The organism is Aquabacterium soli (genome assembly GCF_003933735.1).
Lineage (GTDB): Bacteria > Pseudomonadota > Gammaproteobacteria > Burkholderiales > Burkholderiaceae_C > Aquabacterium > Aquabacterium soli.
In genome coordinates, this window is record NZ_RSED01000008.1 from 1 (window position 1) to 23,856 (window position 23,856).

Annotated in this window: 20 protein-coding genes; 8 read left to right on the top strand and 12 right to left on the bottom strand. The window is 66.2% G+C overall.

Annotated features, from left to right (window positions below; translation table 11 throughout):
* Positions 1 to 123: 123 nt before the first annotated feature.
* On the top strand, positions 124 to 402 hold the full coding sequence (locus EIP75_RS11355; RefSeq protein WP_125243396.1) for a hypothetical protein: 279 nt from the start codon (positions 124 to 126) through the stop codon (positions 400 to 402).
* 47 nt (positions 403 to 449) lie between these two features.
* Here EIP75_RS11355 and EIP75_RS11360 read toward each other — a convergent pair whose 3' ends face one another.
* A complete protein-coding gene (locus tag EIP75_RS11360) occupies positions 450 to 1,229 on the bottom strand; it encodes an HNH endonuclease (RefSeq protein ID WP_125243397.1) in 780 nt (259 codons plus the stop codon).
* Positions 1,230 to 1,761: 532 nt separating this feature from the next.
* Between EIP75_RS11360 and EIP75_RS11365 the strand changes: the two genes are divergently transcribed.
* The gene (locus EIP75_RS11365) at positions 1,762 to 3,354 is read left to right on the top strand and encodes a hypothetical protein (protein ID WP_125243398.1); all 1,593 of its coding nucleotides are present in this window, start codon (positions 1,762 to 1,764) and stop codon (positions 3,352 to 3,354) included.
* A 5-nt stretch (positions 3,355 to 3,359) separates the two neighbouring features.
* Here EIP75_RS11365 and EIP75_RS11370 read toward each other — a convergent pair whose 3' ends face one another.
* The 3 genes from EIP75_RS11370 to EIP75_RS11380 form a co-directional block, all read right to left on the bottom strand.
* Positions 3,360 to 4,619: a tyrosine-type recombinase/integrase gene (locus EIP75_RS11370; protein WP_125243399.1), complete on the bottom strand. Its 1,260-nt coding sequence runs from the start codon at positions 4,617 to 4,619 to the stop codon at positions 3,360 to 3,362.
* 322 nt (positions 4,620 to 4,941) lie between these two features.
* The gene (locus EIP75_RS11375) at positions 4,942 to 5,904 is read right to left on the bottom strand and encodes an alpha/beta fold hydrolase (RefSeq protein WP_125243400.1); all 963 of its coding nucleotides are present in this window, start codon (positions 5,902 to 5,904) and stop codon (positions 4,942 to 4,944) included.
* 48 nt (positions 5,905 to 5,952) lie between these two features.
* Positions 5,953 to 6,702, bottom strand: a complete 750-nt coding sequence (locus EIP75_RS11380) for an SDR family oxidoreductase (protein ID WP_125243401.1) — start codon at positions 6,700 to 6,702, stop codon at positions 5,953 to 5,955.
* 105 nt (positions 6,703 to 6,807) lie between these two features.
* Between EIP75_RS11380 and EIP75_RS11385 the strand changes: the two genes are divergently transcribed.
* On the top strand, positions 6,808 to 7,725 hold the full coding sequence (locus EIP75_RS11385; RefSeq protein ID WP_125243402.1) for a LysR family transcriptional regulator: 918 nt from the start codon (positions 6,808 to 6,810) through the stop codon (positions 7,723 to 7,725).
* A gap of 109 nt (positions 7,726 to 7,834) precedes the next feature.
* Positions 7,835 to 9,202, top strand: coding sequence for a chromate efflux transporter (gene chrA, locus EIP75_RS11390; protein ID WP_125243607.1), 1,368 nt, complete (start codon positions 7,835 to 7,837; stop codon positions 9,200 to 9,202).
* 21 nt (positions 9,203 to 9,223) lie between these two features.
* On the opposite strand, the gene EIP75_RS11395 is transcribed toward chrA, so the two are convergent.
* From EIP75_RS11395 to EIP75_RS11410, 4 genes are all read right to left on the bottom strand, one after another.
* Entirely contained in the window at positions 9,224 to 9,718 is a 495-nt protein-coding gene (locus tag EIP75_RS11395; protein WP_125243403.1) for a dihydrofolate reductase, read from the bottom strand.
* A 14-nt stretch (positions 9,719 to 9,732) separates the two neighbouring features.
* On the bottom strand, positions 9,733 to 10,527 hold the full coding sequence (locus EIP75_RS11400) for a thymidylate synthase (protein ID WP_125243608.1): 795 nt from the start codon (positions 10,525 to 10,527) through the stop codon (positions 9,733 to 9,735).
* A 157-nt stretch (positions 10,528 to 10,684) separates the two neighbouring features.
* Positions 10,685 to 11,359 carry a YiaD family glycine zipper/OmpA-like lipoprotein gene (locus tag EIP75_RS11405; protein ID WP_125243404.1) on the bottom strand — a complete coding sequence of 225 codons (675 nt, stop codon included), beginning with the start codon at positions 11,357 to 11,359 and terminating at the stop codon, positions 10,685 to 10,687.
* 98 nt (positions 11,360 to 11,457) lie between these two features.
* A complete protein-coding gene (locus EIP75_RS11410; RefSeq protein ID WP_125243405.1) occupies positions 11,458 to 13,284 on the bottom strand; it encodes an ABC transporter transmembrane domain-containing protein in 1,827 nt (608 codons plus the stop codon).
* 73 nt (positions 13,285 to 13,357) lie between these two features.
* On the opposite strand from EIP75_RS11410, the gene EIP75_RS11415 reads away from it, so the two are divergent.
* Genes EIP75_RS11415 through EIP75_RS11430 form a run of 4 tightly spaced genes read left to right on the top strand, consistent with a single transcriptional unit; the run spans position 13,358 to position 18,210 of the window.
* Positions 13,358 to 13,849 (top strand): MarR family winged helix-turn-helix transcriptional regulator, encoded by a 492-nt coding sequence (locus tag EIP75_RS11415; protein WP_125243406.1) that lies wholly within the window; start codon positions 13,358 to 13,360, stop codon positions 13,847 to 13,849.
* Positions 13,846 to 15,321: an efflux transporter outer membrane subunit gene (locus EIP75_RS11420; protein ID WP_125243407.1), complete on the top strand. Its 1,476-nt coding sequence runs from the start codon at positions 13,846 to 13,848 to the stop codon at positions 15,319 to 15,321. Before EIP75_RS11415 ends, EIP75_RS11420 begins: the two co-directional genes overlap by 4 nt.
* Before the next feature lie 7 nt (positions 15,322 to 15,328).
* Positions 15,329 to 16,645, top strand: a complete 1,317-nt coding sequence (locus EIP75_RS11425; RefSeq protein ID WP_125243408.1) for an HlyD family secretion protein — start codon at positions 15,329 to 15,331, stop codon at positions 16,643 to 16,645.
* A 2-nt stretch (positions 16,646 to 16,647) separates the two neighbouring features.
* Positions 16,648 to 18,210, top strand: coding sequence for a DHA2 family efflux MFS transporter permease subunit (locus EIP75_RS11430; protein WP_125243409.1), 1,563 nt, complete (start codon positions 16,648 to 16,650; stop codon positions 18,208 to 18,210).
* 42 nt (positions 18,211 to 18,252) lie between these two features.
* Here EIP75_RS11430 and miaA read toward each other — a convergent pair whose 3' ends face one another.
* From miaA to mutL, 4 genes are all read right to left on the bottom strand, one after another.
* Positions 18,253 to 19,251 (bottom strand): tRNA (adenosine(37)-N6)-dimethylallyltransferase MiaA, encoded by a 999-nt coding sequence (gene miaA, locus EIP75_RS11435; RefSeq protein ID WP_233584834.1) that lies wholly within the window; start codon positions 19,249 to 19,251, stop codon positions 18,253 to 18,255.
* A gap of 5 nt (positions 19,252 to 19,256) precedes the next feature.
* Positions 19,257 to 20,531, bottom strand: coding sequence for a multidrug effflux MFS transporter (locus EIP75_RS11440; protein WP_125243410.1), 1,275 nt, complete (start codon positions 20,529 to 20,531; stop codon positions 19,257 to 19,259).
* Positions 20,518 to 21,732 carry a pseudouridine synthase gene (locus tag EIP75_RS25025; protein ID WP_125243411.1) on the bottom strand — a complete coding sequence of 405 codons (1,215 nt, stop codon included), beginning with the start codon at positions 21,730 to 21,732 and terminating at the stop codon, positions 20,518 to 20,520. The genes EIP75_RS11440 and EIP75_RS25025 overlap by 14 nt, the downstream gene beginning before the upstream one ends.
* 72 nt (positions 21,733 to 21,804) lie before the next feature.
* Positions 21,805 to 23,847: a DNA mismatch repair endonuclease MutL gene (gene mutL, locus EIP75_RS11450; RefSeq protein WP_420797158.1), complete on the bottom strand. Its 2,043-nt coding sequence runs from the start codon at positions 23,845 to 23,847 to the stop codon at positions 21,805 to 21,807.
* Between the last annotated feature and the right edge of the window lie 9 nt (positions 23,848 to 23,856).

The following is a 23,856-nucleotide window of genomic DNA, read 5'->3' on the forward strand; positions in this document are numbered from 1 at the left end:
TGAGGTCAAGGAACCCATGTTCGCCAATGTGCGGGGCTTTCAACTGGCAGGGCAGAACTATGCGCGGACGGTGATGGTCGCATCACGGGCCGATCAAGGTGCGACGCTATCGGGGAGCAAGCAATGAACGGCAACGCCAAGGTCAGTGGGGAACCGATCCGACTGGTGTTTGAACTGGCGCGTGCTGATCACCCCAGGCTGTACGACGATCTGATCCAGTTCCCCAAAGGAACCAAGAGGATCAATCGACTGCGGGTGCTTGCTTATGATGGCTTGCTCATTCAGAGCGGGCACATCGTCTCCATGGTGGCGTCTCACCCGGGTGGTGATCAACAAGGGGAGGAGGTAGGTCGCGGCGGACAGATCACCAATGATTTGTTTGGGCCGTCCATCGCGGACTGATCAGAAAGCTGTCGAAGAGGTTTCTCCGATGGGCGGCACGCAGCGCGTCAGGCGTTCTTCCTGAGGTGGTCGGCGTAGCTTGAAAATGAAGGTCTGCCTTTGCTGGTGTTCAGCTTGGCCAGACTTGTCTTGCTGATCCGCTGCTGAAGGTAGCTACATACCTCGTCGAACCTATCAACAGATAGGAGCCGCCAGGGCGCGCCGAGTTTGTGTTCAATGTTCTTGGAAATCACGCTGGGATTGAACGCTGTGGCGCGCCTTGGATCTGAGCCCGCGAACTCGTTGTAGCGGGAGATCAGGTACTGAACGTAGCGGCTGAGTTGCGCATCGGCACCAACAGTGTTTGGCGGAGGCGTGACCGCGACTGATTTGCGTGTGGTCTTGAGAACGACAGTGCCCGCTTGAATCGCTCCAGGGCTGTTGATCGCAACGTTGCCAGAGTTGTTGACCACCTCAATGCGATCCATATGGTTCAGAAGGATCTTGGCATAGACGCCATCAGTCGGTTGCTCGGGCCGACCTGCTGCACCTTCGTGAACAAACTTCATCTCCCTGAGGACGTCGGCAGAGTAAATGTCTGGCTGGGAATCAATGACTTTGTGGTGAGGGCCACACATCAAAATCAGGTTGTTGAAAGCCTGCCGTTCTTTCTCTGTCTGATCTGGGGCGAACCTCGGCCCGCCGCTTCGCCTTGCGTGGATGTGGCATATCTCGCCGGTGACGACGCCAGTGCCCTCGACCATGGGTAGCGAGCAACCGGGGAAGGCGCACAGGTTGCCAGACAGGGCGAATAAGCGCTTGACGGTTTGTTCGGTGGGTTTGCTCATCGGACACATTGGATCATGCGAGTCTTGGTGCGCTCACTCGCGTCGGGATAATGACTACCAAGTGGCCGAAGTATCTCTGAAAATCCACTTTGACCGGGCATCAGCACATTCACGCTCAATCCAATATGGAAGAGGATCGCAATCAATGAGCACATGGCAAATTGACCGTAGCGGCTCGGCAAGTAAGGATGCTGGTGCGGATGCGTCTGCGGTGCCGTTGAAGTGGGCGCACGACGCAAAAACTGGTCAGCCGCGCTACATACATGACTCGGACGTCGTCAGTCGGACCGCTGCCTGCATCTGCCCAGCTTGTGATTTGCCTCTCACTCCGGTTATGGCGGGTCAGCCCTTGCGGGTGAGACCAACGGCTCATTTCCGGCATCCTGATGGCGCGCACAAAGACGACTGTTCACTCGTTGCTGCCCGCGTAGCGGCAACTCGGCACTTGTTGGAGTTGGGGGTGCTGGTGTTGCCTAGGCGACGGATGAGTCGAACGGCACTTGGTTTTCTCGGGCATGGGTATGAGGTCTGGGTGGAACAACCCTCCGAGTTCATTTCAATCGTTAACGCGACGATGCACGACCACGCCACGGCGCTGCTGACCTTGGATGACGGGCGGCAGTTGCTGGTTGATCTGACGGGGGTGCGTGAGCCTGGGGCTGATGGACTGGGGCATGCCGTCGTGACTCTTTCGCTCTCAGATCCATCTCTTGCGATGATGGACCCGGAAGAGATCCGCGCGAGACTGCGAATCCTTCCTGATATGCACTGGTGTTCACACTGGAATGACGCCAGTCTGGCTGTTGAAGGTGATGCAGTCGCGGCCAAAGCTGCAAAGGATGCACTCGACAGTTGGGATGCGGCAGACGAAGCTGAATTTCTGGCACGGTTGCCGAAAGACGTGGAGCCAAGCCTCATTCCTGGTTTGAGGCGCGAGACGGTGCTGCACCGCGAGGTGAAAGCCATCCTTGAAAGTGCATCGTCCATTGCAACCCCGGGCCTGGAGGTTGTGGTGGAGCGGGATCCGCCAGATGAGTTCGCCGGAGAGTGGGAGACGGCCAGCATCCGCAAGATGTGGATGACAGGGCCTCGTCAACTCGACTTTGGCGATGTTCGTCTTGAAAAAAAGGTGGCGAGCATCGTTCCCGATGTCATTGCAGATCTGAATCCAGGCAAGGTTCACGGTTGGGGCGGGACCATGACTTGGGTTGCCGGGGACTTCGACGAAGACGAAGAAGACACGTACCCCTTCACTTGGCCTGCAGCCATCCTGGTCGAGGTGACTGTGACGCATGGCATCGACGACGAGAAGTTGCGGCGGATTCGGGATCTGGACATGCCGACACTGGAGATTGACATTGGCTCGCTGGGCGGGACGGTGACACGCGAGAATTTGCGTGACTTGGTGGTCAACCAGTTGCTCGGGAAGCGGTGGGTGCACCACCCCGTCCTGCGGGCCAAGCGCCGGGTGCTTGAATCAGCGATTGATGAACACCCTGTGACCTTGCGCTACCGCGAGCGACTCTTGGAGTTGCGCCGCCCCGCCTACCTTGCTCAACCCGCAGCGTACTGGGCCGCCAGGTACATCTCTGCGATGACGTCGTTTCACGACGCCAACGTCGGTATCAAGAGGGCAGGGCGAAAGCACGTGGGCAATGGCCCCAAGCCCCAATTCTTGGGCAGCGACAGCGAACTTTGGCAGCAAGTGGAGGAAGCTTCTGAGGCGCTTGCTGCGCATGGACTGCCAGGCGCTCTTGATCGGATGATGGTGGACGAATCCGGGATGGTTACCCGCATCCTGTCGATCCAGCAGAACCGAGGCGTGGGGTATGACATGAACACGGGTTACCAAGTGCTCAACGCCATCATGCAGAGCGGGCCTGACAACAAGCGTTGGCACACCATCTACACGATGGCTGTGAAGGCCTATGGTCTAGAGGCGCATTTCACAAAGGCACAGGCTGATAGCTATGCCAGATGGAGGCAATCCATCATTGATGGGGTCGACCTTCAAGACGTGACTTACCTGCGTCCGAGCACCTACGACAAGGTGCTCGGCGTTTTGTTTCCTGAGATGGCGCGGGGCATTGCGAAGAAATATGGGTTGCAACCGGAACCTTTGTAAGTGCATCAAGCCACGCGCCGTATAGGTTGCACATTCCAGGGGCGGCCAGTTTCGCAAGCCTCGATGAAGGCCGCCCATTTTTCCAAGGCTTGACGGCGCTCGGGGATCTCCTCGCGCACATCGTAGACAGCCTCCATGCCTTTGAGCGCGTGATTGAGTGCAATCTCGGTGATGTCGTTGGGGATCCCCATGTTTCGCATATGCCCCTTTGCCGTGCTACGGGTGTCGTGAGGGGTAAAGCGCCGCACGTCGATGTCGCCGCGATCAAAGGCCCGGGTGATTGCCGCCCAAAGCGTCGTTTTTCCCACATGAGTGTCACCCACACGTTTGCGGCGTCGATCCGTTCTGGCAGGCAAAACCCAAGGGGAGTCACCGGAGAGGCACTGGAGACTTTTGAACCACTCTGCAACTGTTGGTGTGATGGGGACCAAAAAGCCTGTGCGCGTTTTGACCGATTCGGCCGGCACCCACCAAGTACCAAGTTCGAAGTCGATGTGCTCCCATCTGGCTTTGGCCAGTTCGATGGACCGAACACAGGTGGCCAGCAAGATGCGGAAGGCCAGGCCGTTTTCAACGCCAATGTCGTTGATGTCCTTCAGGAGCGCACGCAGTTCGTCCTCGGCCAGCATCACGCGCTTGCGAATGGGTGGGCGTGCGCCCATCAAAGCAGTAAGGTCAATGCCCACGCATGGGTTCACATTGATCAGGCGCTTGCCGCACGCGTGTGCGAAAAGCAATTTCGCTGAAGTGAGCAAGCGTTTGCAGATCGTCCAAGAACGTTTGCTTGACTCAATCACGTGCACGATATCAGCAGGGGTGACGTTGCGTACTTCCATGGAGCCCAACTTGGGTCCGATGATCTTGTCCAGATCCCACTTTCGGTAGTAGACAGTTCCCTCCGCCAATGGCGGTGTGGTCAGCTTCTTTTCCTTGTAGTCCGAGATCAACTCCCGCACTGTCCAAGCCATCTGGGTCCTCATTTTCAGGACCTTCTTGTCTGCGGCAGGATCTTTGCCTTGGTCTACATCAACGCGTCGCTCACGAGCAAGCTTTCGGGCTGCTGCGAGTGTCAGGTCCGGATAGTTCCCAAGCGTGATTTCTTTGCGGCGCACACCAGACACTCGGTAGCGCAGAACCCACGTGGCGGTTCCTGCACTCGACAAGGTGAAAGTCAAGCCATCGCCATCAGATCGCGCGATGGCGGCGCCTTTTGCGACCCAGCGTCGAATCTGTACATCGTCCAGCAAATTTCCCCGGCGTGCCATGGCTCGTCCTCCATTGGGTAGCTAGGCGCAATTTTAGTCCGCTAGCTACCCAGCTAGCTACCCATTTTTGTTGTGCTTCAGTGAGACGTGATGGGACGCTATGGGAGGAAAGCTGTTTGTTGACAACAGCTTATGGTCGTTGCGTGGGATGTGTTGAACTCCCTTGAAAGGCTAGTTGAACTCGCAGGTGGCGAATTTCATGGGACAGGAGGGCTTTTGAGCGTGGATGCGTATTGTGCCTACATGGGGTGCCGATGCGTTCAAGGGGTGGTGCCCGCCAGGCACCATGGGGGCACCCACCCGCATGGGGCTTGACGCGAGCTCAGGGCGCAGGGCGGTTGATGAACTCGACAAGCGCCGGGATGGTCTGCTCCGGGGCTTCTTCCATCAGCCAGTGGCCCGAGCCCTTGATGACGCGGCCATCGACCTGCGTGGCCACCAGGCGTCCTTGCTGGATCAGGAACTCGCCAGAGGCCTTTTCACCGGCAAGCACCAGCATGGGCATGGGCAGCTTGGTCTGTGCGAAGCCGGCGAAATCACGGGCGTCTTGCTCGAAAGCCTTGAAGTACTCGAAACCTGCCCGCATGCCACCGGGCTGTGCATAGGCCTTGGCGTAGAACCGGCGATCGGCCTCGGGCACCGAGTGCTTGGGGTCTGCCGCGAAATCGTTCCAGAAGTGCTCGAAGTAGGTGCGCTCGCGGCCCTCGACCAGCTTGAGCGGCACCTCGCCATGGAAGTGGAAGTGCCACAGGTCACGCAGCAGCCAGACGGTGGTCCAGTCGCCCACGCCGGGCAGGAAGGCGTCCATCAGCACGATGCTCTCGACCTCGGCGGGGTACTGGGCCGCGTAGGCATAGGCCACCATCAGGCCGATGTCGTGCCCCACGATCTTCACCTTCTGGTGGCCCAGGCTGTGCACCAGGGCGTGGATGTCCTGCGCCAGGGTCTTCTTGTCGTAGCCGGACGCGGGCTTGGCCGAGCCGCCGGCCCCGCGCAGGTCGGGGGCGATGACCACGCGGCGATCAGCCAGCTGCGTGATCAAGGGGCGCCACATGCGGCTGGTCTCGGCATACCCATGAAGCAGCACGACGGGCGTGTCGCTGCCCTGGCCGGCCTGCAGGTAGTGCAGGGACACGCCGTTGGCGGTGGCGGTGTGGTCCTGGATGGTTGGAGCTTGAGCGGCGGAGCCTGCGGCGGCGTTCGCGTGCAGCGGCGCCACGCTGGCGATGCCGGCCAGCAGGAGCGTGGTCAAGGGCAGGGCGAGGCGGGTGATGAAAGCATTCATGGTGAACTCCTGGTCGAGATCGTGTTGGTGGTTTGCAGGCAGGGCAGATCAGAGCTGGCTCATGCCACCGTCGACGATGATTTCCGTGCCGACGATGAAGGCCGACTCGGGCGAGGACAGGTGAAGCACGGTCGACGCGATCTCTGCCGGGGTGCCGAAGCGGCCCAGGGGGATCTGGCTCTGGATCTGGGCGGCGGTGGCCTCCAGCGTGGCCGTGTCCAGGCCCAGCTTGCCGTACAAGGGCGTGGCGACCGGCCCGGGGCTGAGCACGTTGACGCGCACGCCGCGGGGCAGCAGTTCGGCCGACAGGGTTTTGGCCAGCGAGATCAGCGCGGCCTTGCTGGCGGCATACACCGATGAATTGGGCATGCCGATGTGGGCATTGATCGAACCGTTGAGCACGATGGATGCGCCTCGGTTGAGCACTGGCAGCAGTGCCTGGATCTGGAAGTAGGCACCCTTGACGTTGGTGCCGAAGGTGGCGTCCCACAGGGCTTCGTCCACATCGGGCAGGGCGGCGAAACGGGCCATGCCGGCATTGATGAACACGGCATCCAGCGTGATGCCTTGCTGCACCAGTGTGGCGGCCAGGGCCCTGGCGCCGGCCACATCGGCGGCGTCGTGGCGCAGGGCGATGGTGCCGGGGCCGATCTGGCGGGCGGCGTCGTCCAGGGCGGCCTGGCCGCGACCGGTGATGACGACGCGGGCCCCCTCACTGGCGAAGGCCTGGGCGGCCGCCAGGCCGATGCCACTGCTGCCGCCGGTGACGAGGATGGACTTGGTGTTGAAACGGGTCATGGTGATCTCCTTCGAATCCGGCGACTTGCCGTGGAATCAATATTGATCGGCTATGGCTCATTTGCCGTACCATGGCACCGATGAACTCGTTCGAAAGGATCGAACATGTTGTCCGAGGACGATCTGGCCCTGCTGGAGGCCATCCATCAAAGCGGCAGCCTGTCGCGCGCAGCGGCGCAACTGGGCAAGGCGCCCTCGACCGTCTCGCATGCGGCGCGCCAGCTGGAGGCCAAGTTCGATGCGCTGCTGTTCGATCGGCGTCGCTACCGGCTGCAGCTCACGCCCGCAGGGCAGTTGCTGACCCAGGAGGCCGCCCGCCTGATGCAGGATGTCTCCCGCCTGACCCGCCGCGTCAAGCAGGTGGCCGGTGGCTGGGAAGACCGGCTGTGGATCGTCACCGACGAGATCCTGGAGTTCGACACCCTGCTGCCGGTGATTCAGGCCTTCGACAAGCTCGAATCCGGCGTGAGTTTGCGCATCACGCACGAGGTGCTGGGCGGCACCTGGGAGGCCCTGCGTGACGGGCGCGCCGATCTGGTGGTGGGCGCGACCAATGAGCCGCCCGCCATCCCCAAGCTGCGCTGGGCCGAGTTGGGCGTGATGGAGTGGGTGTTCGCCGTGTCGCCACGCCACCCGCTGGCCAAGGTCGCCGAACCGCTGGAGCGCGAGACCGTGGTGCAGCACCGCAGCATCGTGGTGGCCGATTCATCGCGCCGCCCGGATGTGCGGGGCTATGGCTTGCTGGGGGGGCAGGCGGTGCTGGCCGTGCCCAGCATGCACGCCAAGATCCTGGCTCAGCGCGATGGGCTGGGGGTGGGGTGGCTGCCCAGGCAGCGTGTGGCCGGCTTGCTGGCCAGCGGGGCCTTGGTGGAAAAGCGCATGGCCGATCCGCGGGAGCCCAACACGCTCTATGTGGCCTGGCGAGGTGATCAGTCTGGACGGGCGCTGGCCTGGTGGCTGGAGCAGTTCAAGCAGCCGCGCCTGGCGAAGCGTTTGGTGCAGGGAATGGATCGCTTCGCCTGACAGTCCGGTCGAAGCTTCAGCTAGAATCTTCCCGTCGGGAAAACAGCCTCCCGGCCTGCAAAGACAGACGGTGTCCCGTCCAAGCGCTGGAAGCTCACCTGGAGTTTTTGTGGACACCGCTTTGCCAAAAGATGCCGTTCTGGCACGACCTCATCCCGTTTCCTTCTTCGAGGCCCTGTGCTTCTGGCTCAAGCTGGGCTTCATCAGTTTTGGTGGGCCCGCGGGGCAGATCGCCGTCATGCATGCCGAGCTGGTGGAGCGCCGCCGCTGGATCAGCGAGAAGCGCTTTCTTCACGCCTTGAACTACTGCATGTTGCTGCCCGGGCCGGAGGCTCAGCAGCTTGCGACCTACATCGGCTGGCTCATGCATCGGACCTGGGGAGGCATCGTGGCCGGGGCCTTGTTCGTCTTGCCGTCCCTGTTCATCCTCATCGCCCTGTCCTGGGTTTACCTGCGATTTGGCAGCGTGCCCCTGGTTGCCGGCGTCTTCTACGGCATCAAGCCGGCCGTGACGGCACTGGTGCTGCACGCGGCCCACCGCATCGGGACCCGGGCGCTGAAGAACGCATGGATGTGGGGCATCGCGCTGGCCGCATTCGTCGCCATATTCGCGTTCAACGCGCCGTTCCCTGCCATCGTTCTGGCTGCCGCACTGATTGGGCACTTTGGCGCGCGCAGGGCGCCACAGGTCTTTGCGCTGGGAGGTGGCCATGGGGGCGGCCAACCATCCTACGGCCCCGCGCTCATTGACGACGACACGCCAACGCCATCGCACGCGCGCTTTACGCGGGCCCGCCTGCTCAGGATTCTCCTGGTGGGGCTCGGGCTATGGGCCGCCGGCATGGCTGTCCTGGTTGCGACGCAGGGCGTGCAGGGCACCTTGACCCAGATGGGGTGGTTCTTCACCAAGGCAGCGATGCTGACCTTCGGAGGTGCTTACGCGGTGCTGCCCTATGTGTACCAAGGCGCGGTCGAGCAGCACGGATGGCTGTCGGGCACGCAGATGATGGACGGGCTGGCCTTGGGCGAGACCACGCCGGGGCCGCTCATCATGGTGGTCGCGTTCGTGGGGTTTGTGGGCGGCTGGCTCAAGGAGGTGATGGGCCCGGATGCGGTGTTCGCCGGGGCAGCCCTGGCAGCGAGCATCGTCACCTGGTTCACCTTCCTGCCGTCGTTCATCTTCATCCTTGCTGGCGGGCCCGCCATCGAGGCCACGCACGGCAAGCTTGGGTTCACGGCGCCCTTGTCGGCCATCACGGCCGCGGTGGTGGGGGTGATACTGAACCTCGCGCTGTTTTTTGCGTACCACGTGCTGTGGCCGAAGGGGTTCGATGGACCCTTCGATGCGGTGTCCGCGCTCATCGTGGCCGTGGCCACGGTGGCCCTGTTCCGCTTCAAGGTCGGTGTGATCACCTTGATCGCGGCCTGTGCCGCGCTCGGGCTCGTCATCCAATGCGTTCGCCCGCTGGGGCTTTGACGAGGCTGAACTCCCCGTGGATCAGATGACTGGTCGCCGCCGGTAGGTCACGAAGGCATAGTCGAAGTCGTTGGGCGCGGGCGAGTGATGCACTTCGCGGGCAACTTCTTCGAACGCGGCCTTGTCCCAGGGCGGGAAGAACACATCGCCCTCGAAGTCGCGGCCCACCTCGGTGAGCACCAGCTCGTCGGCATGGGGCAGGGCTTCGGCATAGACCTGCGCGCCACCGATGACGAACACCCGTGGCACATCCGCGACCAGGTGCAGCGCGGCCTCCAGCGAGTGCGCCACCTCGATGCCCGCCGCCAGCCAGCCCGTGTTGCGGGTGATGACGATGTTGCGCCGCCCAGGCAGCGGCTTGCCGATGGAATCGAAGGTCTTGCGGCCCATGATGATCGGGCTGCCGATGGTGGTGCGCTTGAAGAACTGCAGGTCTTCGGGCAGACGCCACAGCAGGGCGTTGTCCTTGCCGATGGCGCCATTGCGGGCCACGGCGGCGATGACGGTGACGATCATGGCCGATCCCCTGTTCAGACGGCCACCGGCGCCTTGATGGCGGGGTGGTGTTCGTACTCCAGCATCTCGAAGTCTTCGTAGGCATAGTCGAAGATCGAATCGGGCTTGCGCTTGATGTTCAGCACGGGGTAGGGGTGTGGCGTGCGGCTGAGCTGCAGCTCGACCTGCTCAGTGTGGTTGCTGTAGATGTGGCAGTCGCCGCCGGTCCAGATGAAGTCGCCCACGTCCAGATCGCATTGTTGCGCCAGCATGTGGGTGAGCAGGGCGTAGCTGGCGATGTTGAAGGGCACGCCCAGGAAGATGTCGGCGCTGCGCTGGTAGAGCTGGCAGCTCAGCTTGCCCTTGCCGCCGGGGGCGGTGGCAGGGGCCACGTAGAACTGGAAGAAGGCATGGCAGGGTGGCAGCGCCATCTGCTCGATCAGGCCCACGTTCCAGGCGCTGACAATGATGCGGCGCGAATCGGGGCTGGCCTTGAGCTGCTGCACGACCTGGCTGATCTGGTCGACATGGCCGCCATCGGGCTTGGGCCAATTGCGCCACTGCACGCCGTAGACAGGCCCGAGCGAGCCGTCTTCACGCGCCCATTCGTCCCATATGGTGACGCCATGGTCCTTCAGGTACTTGACGTTGTCGTCCCCGCGCAGGAACCACAGCAGCTCCACGATGATGGACTTCAGGTGCACCTTCTTGGTCGTGACCAGCGGAAAGCCTTCGGACAAATCGAAGCGCATCTGGTGGCCGAACACGCTGCGCGTGCCGGTGCCGGTGCGGTCGGTCTTGAGCACGCCCGTGGTGTACACGTGACGCATGAAATCTTCGTACTGGCTGCGGACGGGACGGCTCACCGGGTGACCTCTTTGGTAAAGGTGAAATCGGACAGTCGGAAAAAGCGACAGCCCGGATTATCCGGGCTGTGGCGGGCGCTGTCCGGCGAGGGGCCGGACAGCTGAAAGTTATCGCGTGCTATCAGCCGGCGGTGGCCGTGTCGCGCACGAAGATCTCGACGCGGCGGTTCTTGGCGCGGCTGGCTTCATCGCTGTTGCTGGCGATGGGCTCGCGCGAGCCACGGCCGTCGGCTTCCAGACGGTTGGAGGCCACGCCACGGTCCACCAGGAACTCGCGCACGCTGTTGGCACGAGAGACCGACAGGGGGTTGTTGATGGCGTCGCTGCCGGTGCTGTCGGTGTGGCCCACGGCCTTCACCACCAGGGTGGGGTTGTTGCGCAGGCTGGTGGCGAAGGTCTCGAGCACCGTGCGCAGCTCAGGCTTGAGGGCCGCGCTGTTGGTGGCGAACGAGATGTCGTTGGGGATGTTCAGCTTGAGCTGGTTGTCGGCCGTGCGGGTGACTTCGACGCCAGTGCCCTGCGTGGCCTGTTCCATGGCCTGCTTCTGCGATTCCAGGCGCTTGGACCACACGTTGCCGATGACGGCGCCAGCGGCACCGCCAACCACCGCACCGATGGTGCCGCTGTTGCCGGTGGCCTTGCTCAGCACGCCACCCAGCACGGCGCCTGCGGCAGCGCCGCCGGCGGTGCGCTTTTGCGTGTCGTCCATGTTGGCGCAACCGGTGATCAGCGCGGCGCCCAGAAGGGTGCTGGCCAGGAAGGCGTGGCGGCGGTACTGCTTGTTGTTCTGCGTCATGTTGTGTTTCTCCATAAACGGTCGTGCCTTGTGAGGCGATGGCTGCCAGTGTGTCCGGCAGGGTCTGCGGAGGCTATCGGCACTGCCTGATCCCCCTGTCAGCCGATGCTGACGGCGCGAGGGGCCTGTGGTTCGGCATCGAACTGGGCCGATGCCAGCCGCTGATAGAGATCGCATCGTGCCATGAGTTCCGCGTGGGTGCCAATGTCCACGAGCCGGCCCTGGTCCATCACTGCGATGCGGTCCGCATTGACCACGGTGCTCAGGCGGTGGGCGATGACGAGGGTGGTGCGGTCCTTCATGGCCTCCTGCAGGGCCGCCTGCACGGCGCGCTCGCTTTCGGTGTCCAGGGCGCTGGTGGCTTCGTCCAGCAGCAACAGGGGGGCGTTCTTCAGGATGGCCCGGGCGATGCTGATGCGTTGGCGCTGGCCGCCCGACAGGCGTACGCCGCGCTCGCCCAGGAAGGTATTGTAGCCCTCGGGCAGGCGCATCAGGAAGTCATGCGCATGCGCGGCGCGGGCGGCGGCCATCACCTCGTCGTCCGTGGCCTCGGGGCGGCCATAGCGGATGTTCTCCAGCGCGGTGGACGAAAAAGCGGTGCTGTCCTGCGGCACGATGCCCACGTGCTGGCGCAGGTCGTCCAGGCTCAGGCTGGCGATGGGGATGCCGTTCAGCAGCAGGGCACCACCTTGCGGATCGTAATAGCGCAGCAGCAGCTGGAACACGGTGCTCTTGCCGGCACCGCTGGGGCCCACCAGCGCCACGGTTTCGCCGGGGCGCACCTGCAGGCTGACATCGTCGAGTGCCAGCTGGCTCGGGCGCGAAGGGTAGTGGAAGCGCACGTCGCGCAGATCGAGCGCCAGGCCGCCGCGTGTGTCGGGCAGCGGCCGCGCTTGCGCGGGTGACTGGATCTCGGGCCGGGTGTTCAGCAGTTCGATCAGGCGTTCGGTGGCGCCGGCAGCGCGCAGGATCTCGCCATAGACCTCGGACAGGGCCGCCACCGAGCTGATCAGCAAAATCACATAGACCACGGTCTGGCCCATGTGGCCGGCCGTGATGCGCCCGTCGAGCACGGATTGCGTGCCCTGGTACAGCCCCCACAGCAGGGCGGCCGCCGTGGCGCTGATGATGAAGGCCACCAGCACGGCACGCGCGCTGATGCGTCGCTGCGCGGTGCGGAAGGCGTTCTCGGTGGAGTCGCCGAAGCGGATGGCTTCGCGGCCTTCGGCGTTGTAGCTCTGCACCACGGGGATGGCGCCCAGCACTTCGGCCGCGATGGCGCTGGTGTCGGCCACGCGGTCCTGGCTGGCGCGCGACAGGCGCTGCACACGGCGGCCATAGACCACGGCCGGCAGCACCACCAGCACCAGCGCGCCCAGCACCTGGGCCATCACGACGGGGTTGGTGATCACCAGCAGGACCAGGGCGCCCAGGCCCATGATGGTGTTGCGCAGGCCCATGGACAGGCTCGAGCCCACCACGGTCTGGATCAGGGTGGTGTCGGCGGTGAGGCGCGAGAGCACCTCGCCGGTCTGGGTGGTTTCGAAGAACACCGGGCTCTGGCGCAGCATGTGGCTGTAGACAGCGCGCTTGAGGTCGGCGGCCAGGCGTTCGCCCAGCCAGGTGACCGAGTAGTAGCGCAGCGCCGAAAACACCCCCAGCGCCACGCCGACACCGCCCAGTGCAAGGAAGTGCTCGCGCAGCGCCATCACGCGGTCGCCAGGGTCTGGCGACACCATGCCCTGGTCGATCAGGGCCCGCAAGGCGATGGGCAGCACCAGCGTGGTCAGCGCGGCCAGGATCAGAAAGACACCGGCCAGCACGATGCGCCCGCGGTAGGGGCGCAGGAAGGGGGCCAGGGCCCGCAGCGGGGCGGGTGAGCGGGCCGCTGCAGGGGCCTCGGTCTTGGCGACGATGGCGTTCATGGTGTTCGGGTCTTAACGGTGTCTGAATTATGCTGCCTTGACAATGATTGCTTAGGCAAATATATTTTGCGGCATGAGTACACCGACCTTCTATAAGGCGCAGGGCTACTGCAGTGATGACAGCGTGGGCTTCCTCATGCGCCGGATCATGCTGGGCCTGGTGACCGATATCGACCGCCGTCTGGATGTGTTGGGCCTGACCCACGCGCAGTGGACGCCGCTGTTCATGATCGCGCAAGGAAAGGCCGGCACGCTGGCCGAGCTGTCGCGAGAACTGCAGATCGATCCCGGTGCGCTCACGCGCACGCTGGACCGGCTGGAGGCCAAGGGCCTGTGCCGCCGCGTGCGCTCCACGGAAGACCGCCGCGTGGCGCGCCTGGAGCTGACCGACGAAGGCCGCTCGGTGGCCGCCGAGGTGCCCAAGGTGATGTCTGAGGTGCTCAATGCTTACCTGACGGGGTTCAGCCACGACGAGTGGCAGACCCTGTTGTCACTGCTGCGGCGCATGGTGTGCAACGCCGACGCATTCAAGGAAGCACACCAGCCCGGGAGTCAAGCGGGATGATGGACAAGAAGCGTGTGAAGGTGGCCGGTCTGGGCGTCGCCGTGATCGCGGCCCTGGGCGGCTGCGCGTCGCAGGGCGACCTGAAGGCCTCGGTGGCACCGGTCGAGGCCGGCCGCTATGGGCTGGCCGATGGCAAGGACCAGCCTGCCCCGCAGGCCGAATCCTGGTGGAGCCGCCTGGGTGACCCTGCACTGGATGCGTTGATCGGCCAGGCACTCAGCGAGCACCCGGACATGCAGGCCGCCAGTGCGCGCCTGGCCCGGGCCCAGTCTGCCGTGCAGACCCGGGAAGCCGCAGACATGCCGCAGCTGGGTGCCCATGCCGAGGCATCGCGCCAGCGCTTCACCGAGAACGGCCTGGTGCCCGCACCCATTGCCGGCAACACCTGGAGCATCGGCACCTTGCAGTTGCAAGGGCAGTGGGAACTGGACCTGTTCGGCCGCCATGGCGCTGAACTGCGCTCGGCCCTGGGCCAGGCCCGTGCCTCGCAGGCCGATGCACACGCTGCGCGCACCTTGCTGTCGGCCAATGTGGCCCGCGCCTATGTGCAACTGGCCCGCCAACTGGCCCAGCGCGAGGTGGCCGTGCGTTCGTTGGCCCAGCGCGACGAGCTGCTGTCGCTGGTGCGCCAGCGTGTGGACGCAGGGCTGGACACCAATGTCGAGCTGCGCCAGGGCGAGGGCGCCTTGCCCGAGACGCGTCAGCAGATCGAGGCGCTCAATGAGCAGATCGCGCTGTCGCGCCACTTGCTGGCCGCGCTGAGCGCGCAGCCCATGGGGGCCACCGCGAACGTGTCGCCCCAACTGGAGCGCATCAACCTCGATGCGCTGCCCGCCGAGGTGCCCGTGAATCTGCTGGCCCAGCGGGCCGACGTGATGGCGCAGCGCTGGCGTGCCGAGGCGGCCGGTGCCGAGGTCGATGCCGCGCGCACGCTGTTCTATCCCAACATCAACATCACCGGCTTCCTGGGCTTGAACGCCATCGGGCTGGACCGTGTGCTCAAGTCGAGCAGCCAGCAGTACGGCATCACCCCGGCCATCGACCTGCCGCTGTTCGATGCCGGCCGGCGCCAGGCCAACCTGAAGGGCCGCCTGGCCGAGCAGGACCTGGCCGTGTCGGCCTACAACGGCGCGGTGATCGAGGCCGTGCACGACGTGGCAGACCAGCTCACCACCGGCCAGTCGCTGGACCGCCAGGTGGCGCAGCAGGGGCTGGCGCAACGTGCCGCCGAATCTGCCTACGACCTGGCGCTGCAGCGCTACCGCGCGGGCCTGGGCCCTTACCTGACGGTGCTCAGCGCCGAATCGGCGGTGCTCAACCAGCGCCGCCTGGCGGTGGACCTGCGCGCCCGCGCCGTGGACAACCGCGTGTCCTTCATCAAGGCCCTGGGGGGACATTGGCCCGCTCCCACCGCCCTTGCAGGTCAGGACGGCACGCCCGTCGACACCACGGCCAAGCTTTCCCTGAAGTGATGTTCCCATGAGCAACCAGAACAACCCCGCGGCCGCCACGGCGGCCAACCCCAAGCGTCAGAAATCACTCAAGATCATCGGTGGCGTCGTCCTCGTGGCCGGCGTGGCCTGGGGCATCCACTGGTGGCTGGTGAGCAGCCGCATCGAGAGCACCGACAACGCCTATGTGCAGGCCAACGTGGTGCAGATCACGCCGCAGGTGGGCGGCACTGTGCTGGCCATCCAGGCCGATGACACCGACGTGATCAAGGCCGGCCAGTTGCTGGTGCGCCTGGACCCGGCCGATGCCCGCGTGGCCCTGGACCAGGCCGAGGCCCAGCTGGCTCAGACCGTGCGCGAGGTGCGCACCGTGTTCGCCAACAACGCCACGCTGGCGGCCCAGGTGGCCTTGCGCGAGGCCGATGTGGCCAAGGTGCAGAGCGATGTCGCCAAGGCGCAGGACGATGTGAGCCGCCGCGCACCGCTGGTGGCCACGGGTGCCGTGGGCAAGGAAGAGTTCAACCACACGCAGACCCAGCTGGCATCGACCAAAAGTGCCCTGGCGGCCGCGCAATCGGCACTGGCCGCCGCGCGTGAACAGGCCGTGTCCAACCGTGCCCTGACCGACGGCACCACGGTGCAGGATCATCCCAATGTGTTGCGTGCCGCGGCCCGTGTGCGCGAGACCTACCTGGCCCTCAAGCGTGTGGACCTGGTCGCGCCGGTGGATGGCATGGTGGCGCGCCGCAGCGTGCAGGTCGGCCAGCGCGTGCAGGCGGGCTCGCCACTGATGTCGGTGGTCACGCTGGACAAGGTCTGGGTGGACGCCAACTTCAAGGAAAGCCAGTTGCAGCGCATCCGTCTGGGCCAGCCGGTCACGCTCACCGCCGATGTGTATGGCCAGAAGGTCGAGTACCACGGCAAGGTGGCCGGCCTGGGGGCCGGCACCGGCGCCGCCTTCGCGCTGCTGCCTGCCCAGAATGCCACCGGCAATTGGATCAAGGTGGTGCAGCGCGTGCCCGTGCGCATCGCCCTGCAGGCCGAAGAGGTCAAGAAGCACCCGCTGCGCGTGGGCCTGTCGATGGACGCTGCGGTGGACGTGAGCAGCCAGGACGGCCCGCTGCTGGCCGAAGCCGGGCGCCCGCAGCCTGCGCTGCAGACGGCGGTGTTCGATGACGTACAGAAGGACGCCGATGTCATGGTGTCCCGCATCATCGCGGCCAACGCGGGTGCGGCATCGGCAGTGGTCCAGCACAACGTGGCGAGCACACGAACGGCTGCGCCTGAGCGCTCGGCCTCGCCGCAGCGCGCCAGCACCAAGCCTGCCATCGCTCCTGGCGCCTGATCATGAGCGGCGCTTCGTCTCCTGCCTCAGCGGCTCCGGCGCCGCTGACCGGCGGCACGCTGGCCCTGGGCACGCTGGCCCTGTCGCTGGCCACCTTCATGAACGTGCTGGATTCGTCCATCGCGAACGTGTCCTTGCCGGCCATCTCGGGTGATCTGGGTGTGAGCCCTACGCAGGGCACCTGGGTGATCACCAGCTTCGGGGTGGCCAATGCCATCTCGGTGCCTTTGACGGGCTGGCTCACGCAGCGCTTCGGCGCCGTGCGCCTGTTCGTGGCCAGTGTGCTGCTGTTCGTGCTGGCCTCGTGGCTGTGCGGCTTCGCGCCGTCGCTGGAGGCCCTGATCGGCTTTCGCGTGCTGCAGGGCCTGGTCGCCGGGCCGATGATCCCCCTGTCGCAGACCCTGCTGCTGGCCAGCTACCCACCGGCCAAGGCGGGGATGGCGCTGGCCCTGTGGGCCATGACCACGCTCGTGGCGCCGGTGACCGGGCCATTGCTCGGTGGGTGGATCACCGACAACGTGTCCTGGCCGTGGATCTTCTACATCAACGTGCCGGTGGGCCTGCTGGCCGCGGCGCTCAGCTGGCGCATCTACGCCAAGCGCGACACGCCCACGCGCAAGCTGCCAATCGATTCGGTGGGCCTGGGGCTGCTGGTGCTGTGGGTCGGCGCGCTGCAGATCATGCTCGACAAGGGCAAGGAGCTGGAGTGGTTCGAGAGTGGCCAGATCGTGGCACTGGCCGTGGTGGCGGCGGTCGGCTTCGTGGTCTTCGTGGCCTGGGAGCTGACGGAAGAGCACCCCATCGTCAACCTGCGGCTGTTCGCCGGGCGCAACTTCCTGTTGGGCACGCTCACACTGTCGGTGGCCTACATGCTGTTCTTCGGCAACGTGGTGCTGCTGCCGCTGTGGCTGCAGCAGTACATGGGCTACACGGCCACCTGGGCGGGCATTGCGCTGGCGCCGGTGGGGGTGCTGGCCATCATCCTGTCGCCCTTCGTGGGCAAGAACGTGGGCAAGGTCGATCCGCGCCGCCTGGCCACCGTGGCCTTCGTGGTGTTCGGCATCGTGCTGTGGATGCGCTCGAACTTCACCGTGCAGACGGATCTGGGCACGATCATGATCCCGACGATCATCCAGGGCGGTGCGCTGGCCTTCTTCTTCGTGCCGCTGAGCGCGATCACGTTGTCGGGATTGCGGCCGGATCAGATCCCTTCGGCCTCGGGCTTGAGCAACTTTGCGCGGATCACGGCGGGGGCCATGGGCACGTCCATCGTGACCACGCTGTGGGACAACCGCGCCACCATGCACCATGCCCACATGACCGAGAAGCTGGCCAGCACCGACCCGAGCATGGTCGGCGCGATGGACATGCTGACACGATCGGGCCTGAGCTTCGAGCAGGCCGCCGCGCAGATCAACCGCCTGATCGACCAGCAGGCCTTCACGATGGCGGCGGACGACGTCTTTCTGGTGTCGGCCTGGTTGTTCGTGGCGCTGATCCCGCTGCTGTGGCTGGCCCGGCCGGCGAAGGGCGGGGCTTCGGTGGACGCGGGCGGCGCGCATTGAAGGCTGCGCGGGCCGCTTGATGACAAAACGCCTGGCCGTGTGTCAGGCGTTTTTCTTGATGAGGTGCACCAGCGCATCCACGTCGATGCCCTGGTCGCAGGGCAGCACATGGCGCCAGGGCATGGAGCGCAGCCATGTGATCTGCCGCTTGGCCAGTTGGCGCGTGGCGGCGGCGCCGCGCTGGGCCATGTCGGCACGCACCTTGGGGTCGTGAGGGTCCAGGCCCTGGTCCAGCGCCTCCCACACCTGCCGATAGCCCACGCAGCGGATGGACGCCAGGCCCAGGTGAAGGTCGGGCCGCTGGCGCAGGCGCTGCACTTCTTCGATCAGGCCTTGGTCCATCATCTGCGTGAAGCGCAGGTTGATGCGCTCATGCAGCCAGGCACGGTGCGTGGGCTCCAGCGCGAGCAGCAGGCCGGCCGGTGCAGAGGGCTCGGTGCTGTCCGCATCGGCGCGGTGGCGCCGCTGGAAATCCGAGATCGGACGGCCCGCGGTGTGCCACACCTCCAGTGCCCGCTGGATGCGCTGGGCGTCGTTGGGCGGCAGGCGTGCGGCGGTGAGCGGGTCCACGCGGGCCAGTTCGGCGTGCAGGGCAGGCCAGCCTTCGGCCAGCGCGCGGGCGTCCAGCATGGCCCGCACCTCGGGCGAGGCCGACGGAATGTCGTCCAGCCCGTCCAGCAGGGCCTTGATGTACAGCATGGTGCCGCCCACCAGCAGGGGCAGGCGTCCTCGTGCGCGGATCTCTCCGCTCAGGCGCTGCGTGTCGGCCACGAAGCGCGCGGCGTTGTAGCTTTCGGCCGGGTCGATGATGTCGATCAGGTGGTGCGGCACGCGGGCCAGTTCTTCGGCGCTCGGCTTGGCCGTGCCGATGTCCATGCCGCGGTAGACCAGGGCCGAGTCGACACTGATGATCTCGATCGGCAGGTGCTCGGCCAGCGCCAGGGCGAGTGCGGTTTTGCCTGATGCGGTGGGCCCCGCGAGGATCAGGGGCGCGTGGTCGTGCGGTGCGTCGTTCATTGGAAGGGTCTGCGAAGGCGCCATGGTGCTCACGACACCGCGTGCTGTTCGACTGCCGGCCGGCCATGCCGCTGCACCAGGCCCAGGGCCACCCAGGCCGTGATCGCGCCGCCCAGGCCCACGCCCAGCGTCAAGGGGTGCAGCGTGCCGGCCATGCCGGGGGTCTTCATCCACACGGCCAGCACGGCGCTGATGCCAAAGGCGATCCAGCACATGATGAAGCCCGACAGGGCCGAGGCTGCGCCCGCCTGGTGCGGGAAGGACGCCACCACGCCGGCCTGGCTGCAGGGCTGGTGCAGGCCGTGGCCGATGGCGTAGATCCACAGGCCGGGCATCACGGCCCACGGCGAGGGCAGCGTGTCGGTGGCCAGGGTCCAGGCCGAAAGGCCGGCGCACCACAGCCCACCGGTGAGCGAGCACATCGCGCCCACGCGCACCGTGCCCGTCAGGCCGCGGTGGGGCAGCCAGCGGCGGCACAGCAGCGTGCCGCCCAGGTAGAACAGCGACATCGATGCCATCACCATGCCGAACACCGGCCGGCTGACCTGCAGCACCTCGATGAACGCAAAGGACGAAGCCGCCAGGAACACATACAGCCCGCCGTAGGTGGACGAGGTCAGCGTGGTGTAGGCACGGAACATGGGCTGGCGCACGATGCCGTGCCACTGCGCCAGGCGTTGCCGCGCGCTCAGGCCTTGCTGGCGGCGGTGCTGCGGCAGGGTCTCGGGCAAGCGCCGCCAGATGAAGACCAGTGACGCGAGGGCGAACACGCCGAGCAGGGCCAAGGTGGTGCGCCAGCCCAGGCTGGCCGCGGTGATGCCGCCGATGATGGGGCCCACCAGGGCGATCACGCCCAGGCCGCTCAGGCCCTGCGACAGCACGTGCGCACCTTGCTCGGGCGTGTAGAGGTCTCGGATCATGGCGCGGGCGCAGACCAGCGCGGCCGCCAGCCCCACCCCCTGCGCGGCCCGGGCCACCACCAGCACGCCCAGGCCGGGTGCCAGCACGGTGGCCACGCTGGCCAGCACGAACAGCGCGAGCCCGGCCATCAGCACGGGGCGGCGTCCCAGCCGGTCGGACACCGGGCCCCAGAACAGCTGGGCGATGCCGAAGGCCAGCACCAGGACGGACAGCGTCCATTGCACTGCGGCCGCGCTCACGCCCAGCGATGCGGGCATCTGCGGCAAGGCCGGCAGGTACAGGTCGGTGGCAACAGGCTGCAGGCCCAGCAGCAGCGACAGCGCGGTCACCACCACCCAGTGCGGTGGCAGCGCGCTCGCCTCGCGGGGGTCAGAAGCGCTCATGGGGGCCCAGGAAGCGCCACTGGCCCAGCGGCAGCTTGCCCAGCACCACCTGGCCCATGCGCACGCGCTTGAGCCCCACGACCTTCAGGCCGACCTGTTCGCACATGCGGCGGATCTGGCGCTTCTTGCCTTCGCGCAGCACGAAGCGCAGTTGCTGCTCGTTCTGCCACGACACCTTGGCCGGCTTGAGCGGCTTGTCGTCCAGCGACAGGCCGTGGCGCAGCAGTTCGAGCTGGTCTTCGGGCAGCACGGCCGACACGTTCTCGGCGTCGGGCTGCGCCATGCTCTGCACGCGCACCAGGTATTCCTTCTCGACGATGGCGTCCTCGCCGATCAGGTGGCGGGCGATGCGGCCATCCTGCGTGAGCACCAGCAGCCCGGTGGAGTCGATGTCGAGGCGGCCCGCGGGCGCCAGCTTGTGCAGGTGGCCGCGCGTGAGCTGCCAGGGCGTGGTGTCGCCCGACCAGCGGTTCTCGGGGCGCACTAGCACGACGGCCGGGTCGTAGCCATCCTCGGCCTGGCCGCTGACATAGCCGATGGGCTTGTTGAGCAGGATGGTGACGCGCTGCGATTGCTCGACCTTGGCCTGCGAATCGACCGTGATCGTCTGGTGCGGCCACACGCGTGTGCCCAGTTCGGTGACGACCTCGCCATCGACGCTGACCCAGCCCTGCACGATCCAGTCGTCGGCCTCGCGGCGAGAGGACAGGCCTTGCTCGCTCATCAGCTTGGACAGGCGCACACGGCCGTCTTCTGGCGCTTGGCGGGGCGTCTCGATGGGTGCGCGGCCGGCTGGGCGTTCGGGGTAGCGTTGATCGCGGGGGGCTTCGCTTCGGTAGCCGCCCTCATGGCCACGATGGTCGTCTCTGTAGTCGCCACGGGACTCACGCTGGGGTGGGCGCGGGTTCGACCGACCTGCAGGGCGCGCACCCTGCTCGCCACGGAGAGGGGGCCGAGGCGCGTCGTCGCGGGGGCGATCAGCGCGTTCACGGCGGTCACCGCGATCGCTTCGATCACTGCGCGGCGACGCATGGCGTTCTGCCGGCGCCTCCTGCGCAGCGGGTGTCTCGGCCTCGGGTTCGGCCCGGCGCACGCGGTCGCGCACGATGGGGGCATTGGGCCGCACGGGCTTGCGCCCCGTGGGGTTGGCGGCGGCCTCCTTGGCTTCGGGCGTCAGGCTCAGTTTGCGGCGTTCGCTCATGGTGGGGTCGGGAAAAGGCGCTCGTGGTGGGCGCTGGGCGTCATCAAGGGCCGATGAAGGGCGGGGTGCCGCTCAGCGGCCTCTGAGGAACAGGTTGTCGAGCTCGGCCACGGTGATCTGGCGCCAGGTGGGGCGCCCGTGGTTGCACTGGTCGGCGCGGTCGGTGGCTTCCATGTCGCGCAGCAGCGCGTTCATCTCGGCCAGGGTCAAGCGGCGGTTGGCGCGCACGGCGCCATGGCAGGCCATGGTGGCCAGCAGTTCATGCTGGGCGCGCTGCACCACGTGGCTGGCGTCGAAGCCGGACAGTTCTGCCAGCACCGAGCGGGTCAGCTCCACCAGGTCGGCCTGGTCCAGCGCCATGGGGCGTGAGCGCACGGCCAGCGTGTTGGGCCCCAGCGGCCCCACGTCCAGGCCCACGGCGTTCAGGGCGTCGCGGTGGCTTTCGGTGGTGGCCATCTCGGTGGGCGTGGCCGAGAAGGTGACCGGGATCAGCAACGGCTGCGAGGGCAGGGCATCTTGCGCGATCTGGCCCTTGAGCCGCTCATAGACGATGCGCTCGTGGGCGGCATGCATGTCCACGATGACCAGGCCCTTGGCGTTCTCGGCCAGCACGTAGATGCCACCGATCTGCGCGATGGCACGGCCCAGGGGCCAGTCTTCCGGCGCATGCGGGGCCAGCGCCGGTGATGGCTCGGCCGGGGCGCGCGGCGCCGTGTCGGGCACGGTCCGGGGCATCCAGCCCTCCAGCGGCTCGCGCTCGCGCGCCGTGATGGCGGGTTCGTCGTTGCCGGCCGTGTCGTGGCGCCGAGCTTCCGTGCTGGCGGCGCCATCGGCCAGGAAACTGGCAGTCGGCCAGCCGCCCCAGCGTTGCTGAGGCGCGGCGTCGGCGAAGCCGCCGGGCGCACGCCGCACGCCGGTCAGGGCCTGGGTGGTGGGGGCGATGGCACCCCAGGGCAGGCGGTCTTGCTGGCTGTTGGGTAGCGGTTCAACCACCGCAGGCCCGTCGGTGCCGGTGCCCGTGGCGGCATCGAGCTGGGCCACAGGCTCGGCCTGGCTGGTTGGTTCGTTGGCGGGGGGGGCGAGCCCGGCGCGCGACACCGCCAAGGCAGCCTCGACGGCCTTGCGCACGGCCTGGTGCACCTCGCGCCCATCGCGGAAACGCACCTCGATCTTGGTGGGGTGCACGTTGACATCGACCAGTTCGGGCGTGATCTCCACAAACAGGGCGTAGACCGGCTGGCGGTGGCCGTGCAGCACGTCTTCGTAGGCAGCGCGGGCGCCATGCACCAGCAGCTTGTCGCGCACGAACCGGCCATTGACGTAGCAGTACTGCTGGTCGGCGCGGGACCGGGCAGCATCCGGGATGCCGGCGCGGCCGGTCACGCGCACGGGGCCGATCTGCCATTCCACCGGGCGGCTGTCGCGCACGAAGGCCTCGCCCAGCACGTCGCGCAGGCGCTGCTCCTGGTCGCCCGCGCGCCATTGCTCGACCAGCTTGCCTTCGTGCCACACGGTGAAGGCCACGTCCGGCCGGGCCAGGGCATGGCGCCGCACGGCGTCCACGCAATGCGCCAGCTCTGTGTTTTCGGACTTGAGGAACTTGCGCCGGGCCGGCGTGTTGAAAAACAGTTCGCGCACCTCGACGCTGGTGCCCACGCCGCGCGCGGCCGGGGTCAACTCGCCCGAACGGGCGTCCAGCCGGTGGGCGTGCGCGTCGTTCGCGGTGCGGCTGGACAGTGCCATTTCGGCCACCGACGACACCGCGGCCAGCGCTTCGCCCCGGAACCCCATGGTCAGCACGCTTTCCAGGTCGTTCAGCGAGCGGATCTTGCTGGTGGCGTGGCGCTTGAGGGCCAGGGGCAGCTCGTCGATCGGGATGCCGCAGCCATCGTCCTCGATCAGGATCTGGCGGATGCCGCCGGCCAGCAGCTTGACGGTGATCTGGGTGGCGCCGGCGTCCAGGGCGTTGTCGACCAGTTCGCGCACCACGGACGCCGGGCGCTCCACCACCTCGCCGGCGGCGATCTGGCTGATCAGCTCGTCGGGCAGCTCACGGATGCTGACTCGGGGGGGGCGCTCTGGGGTCATGGGCTCGATTGTAAAAGGCGCGGTCATAATGCGGCG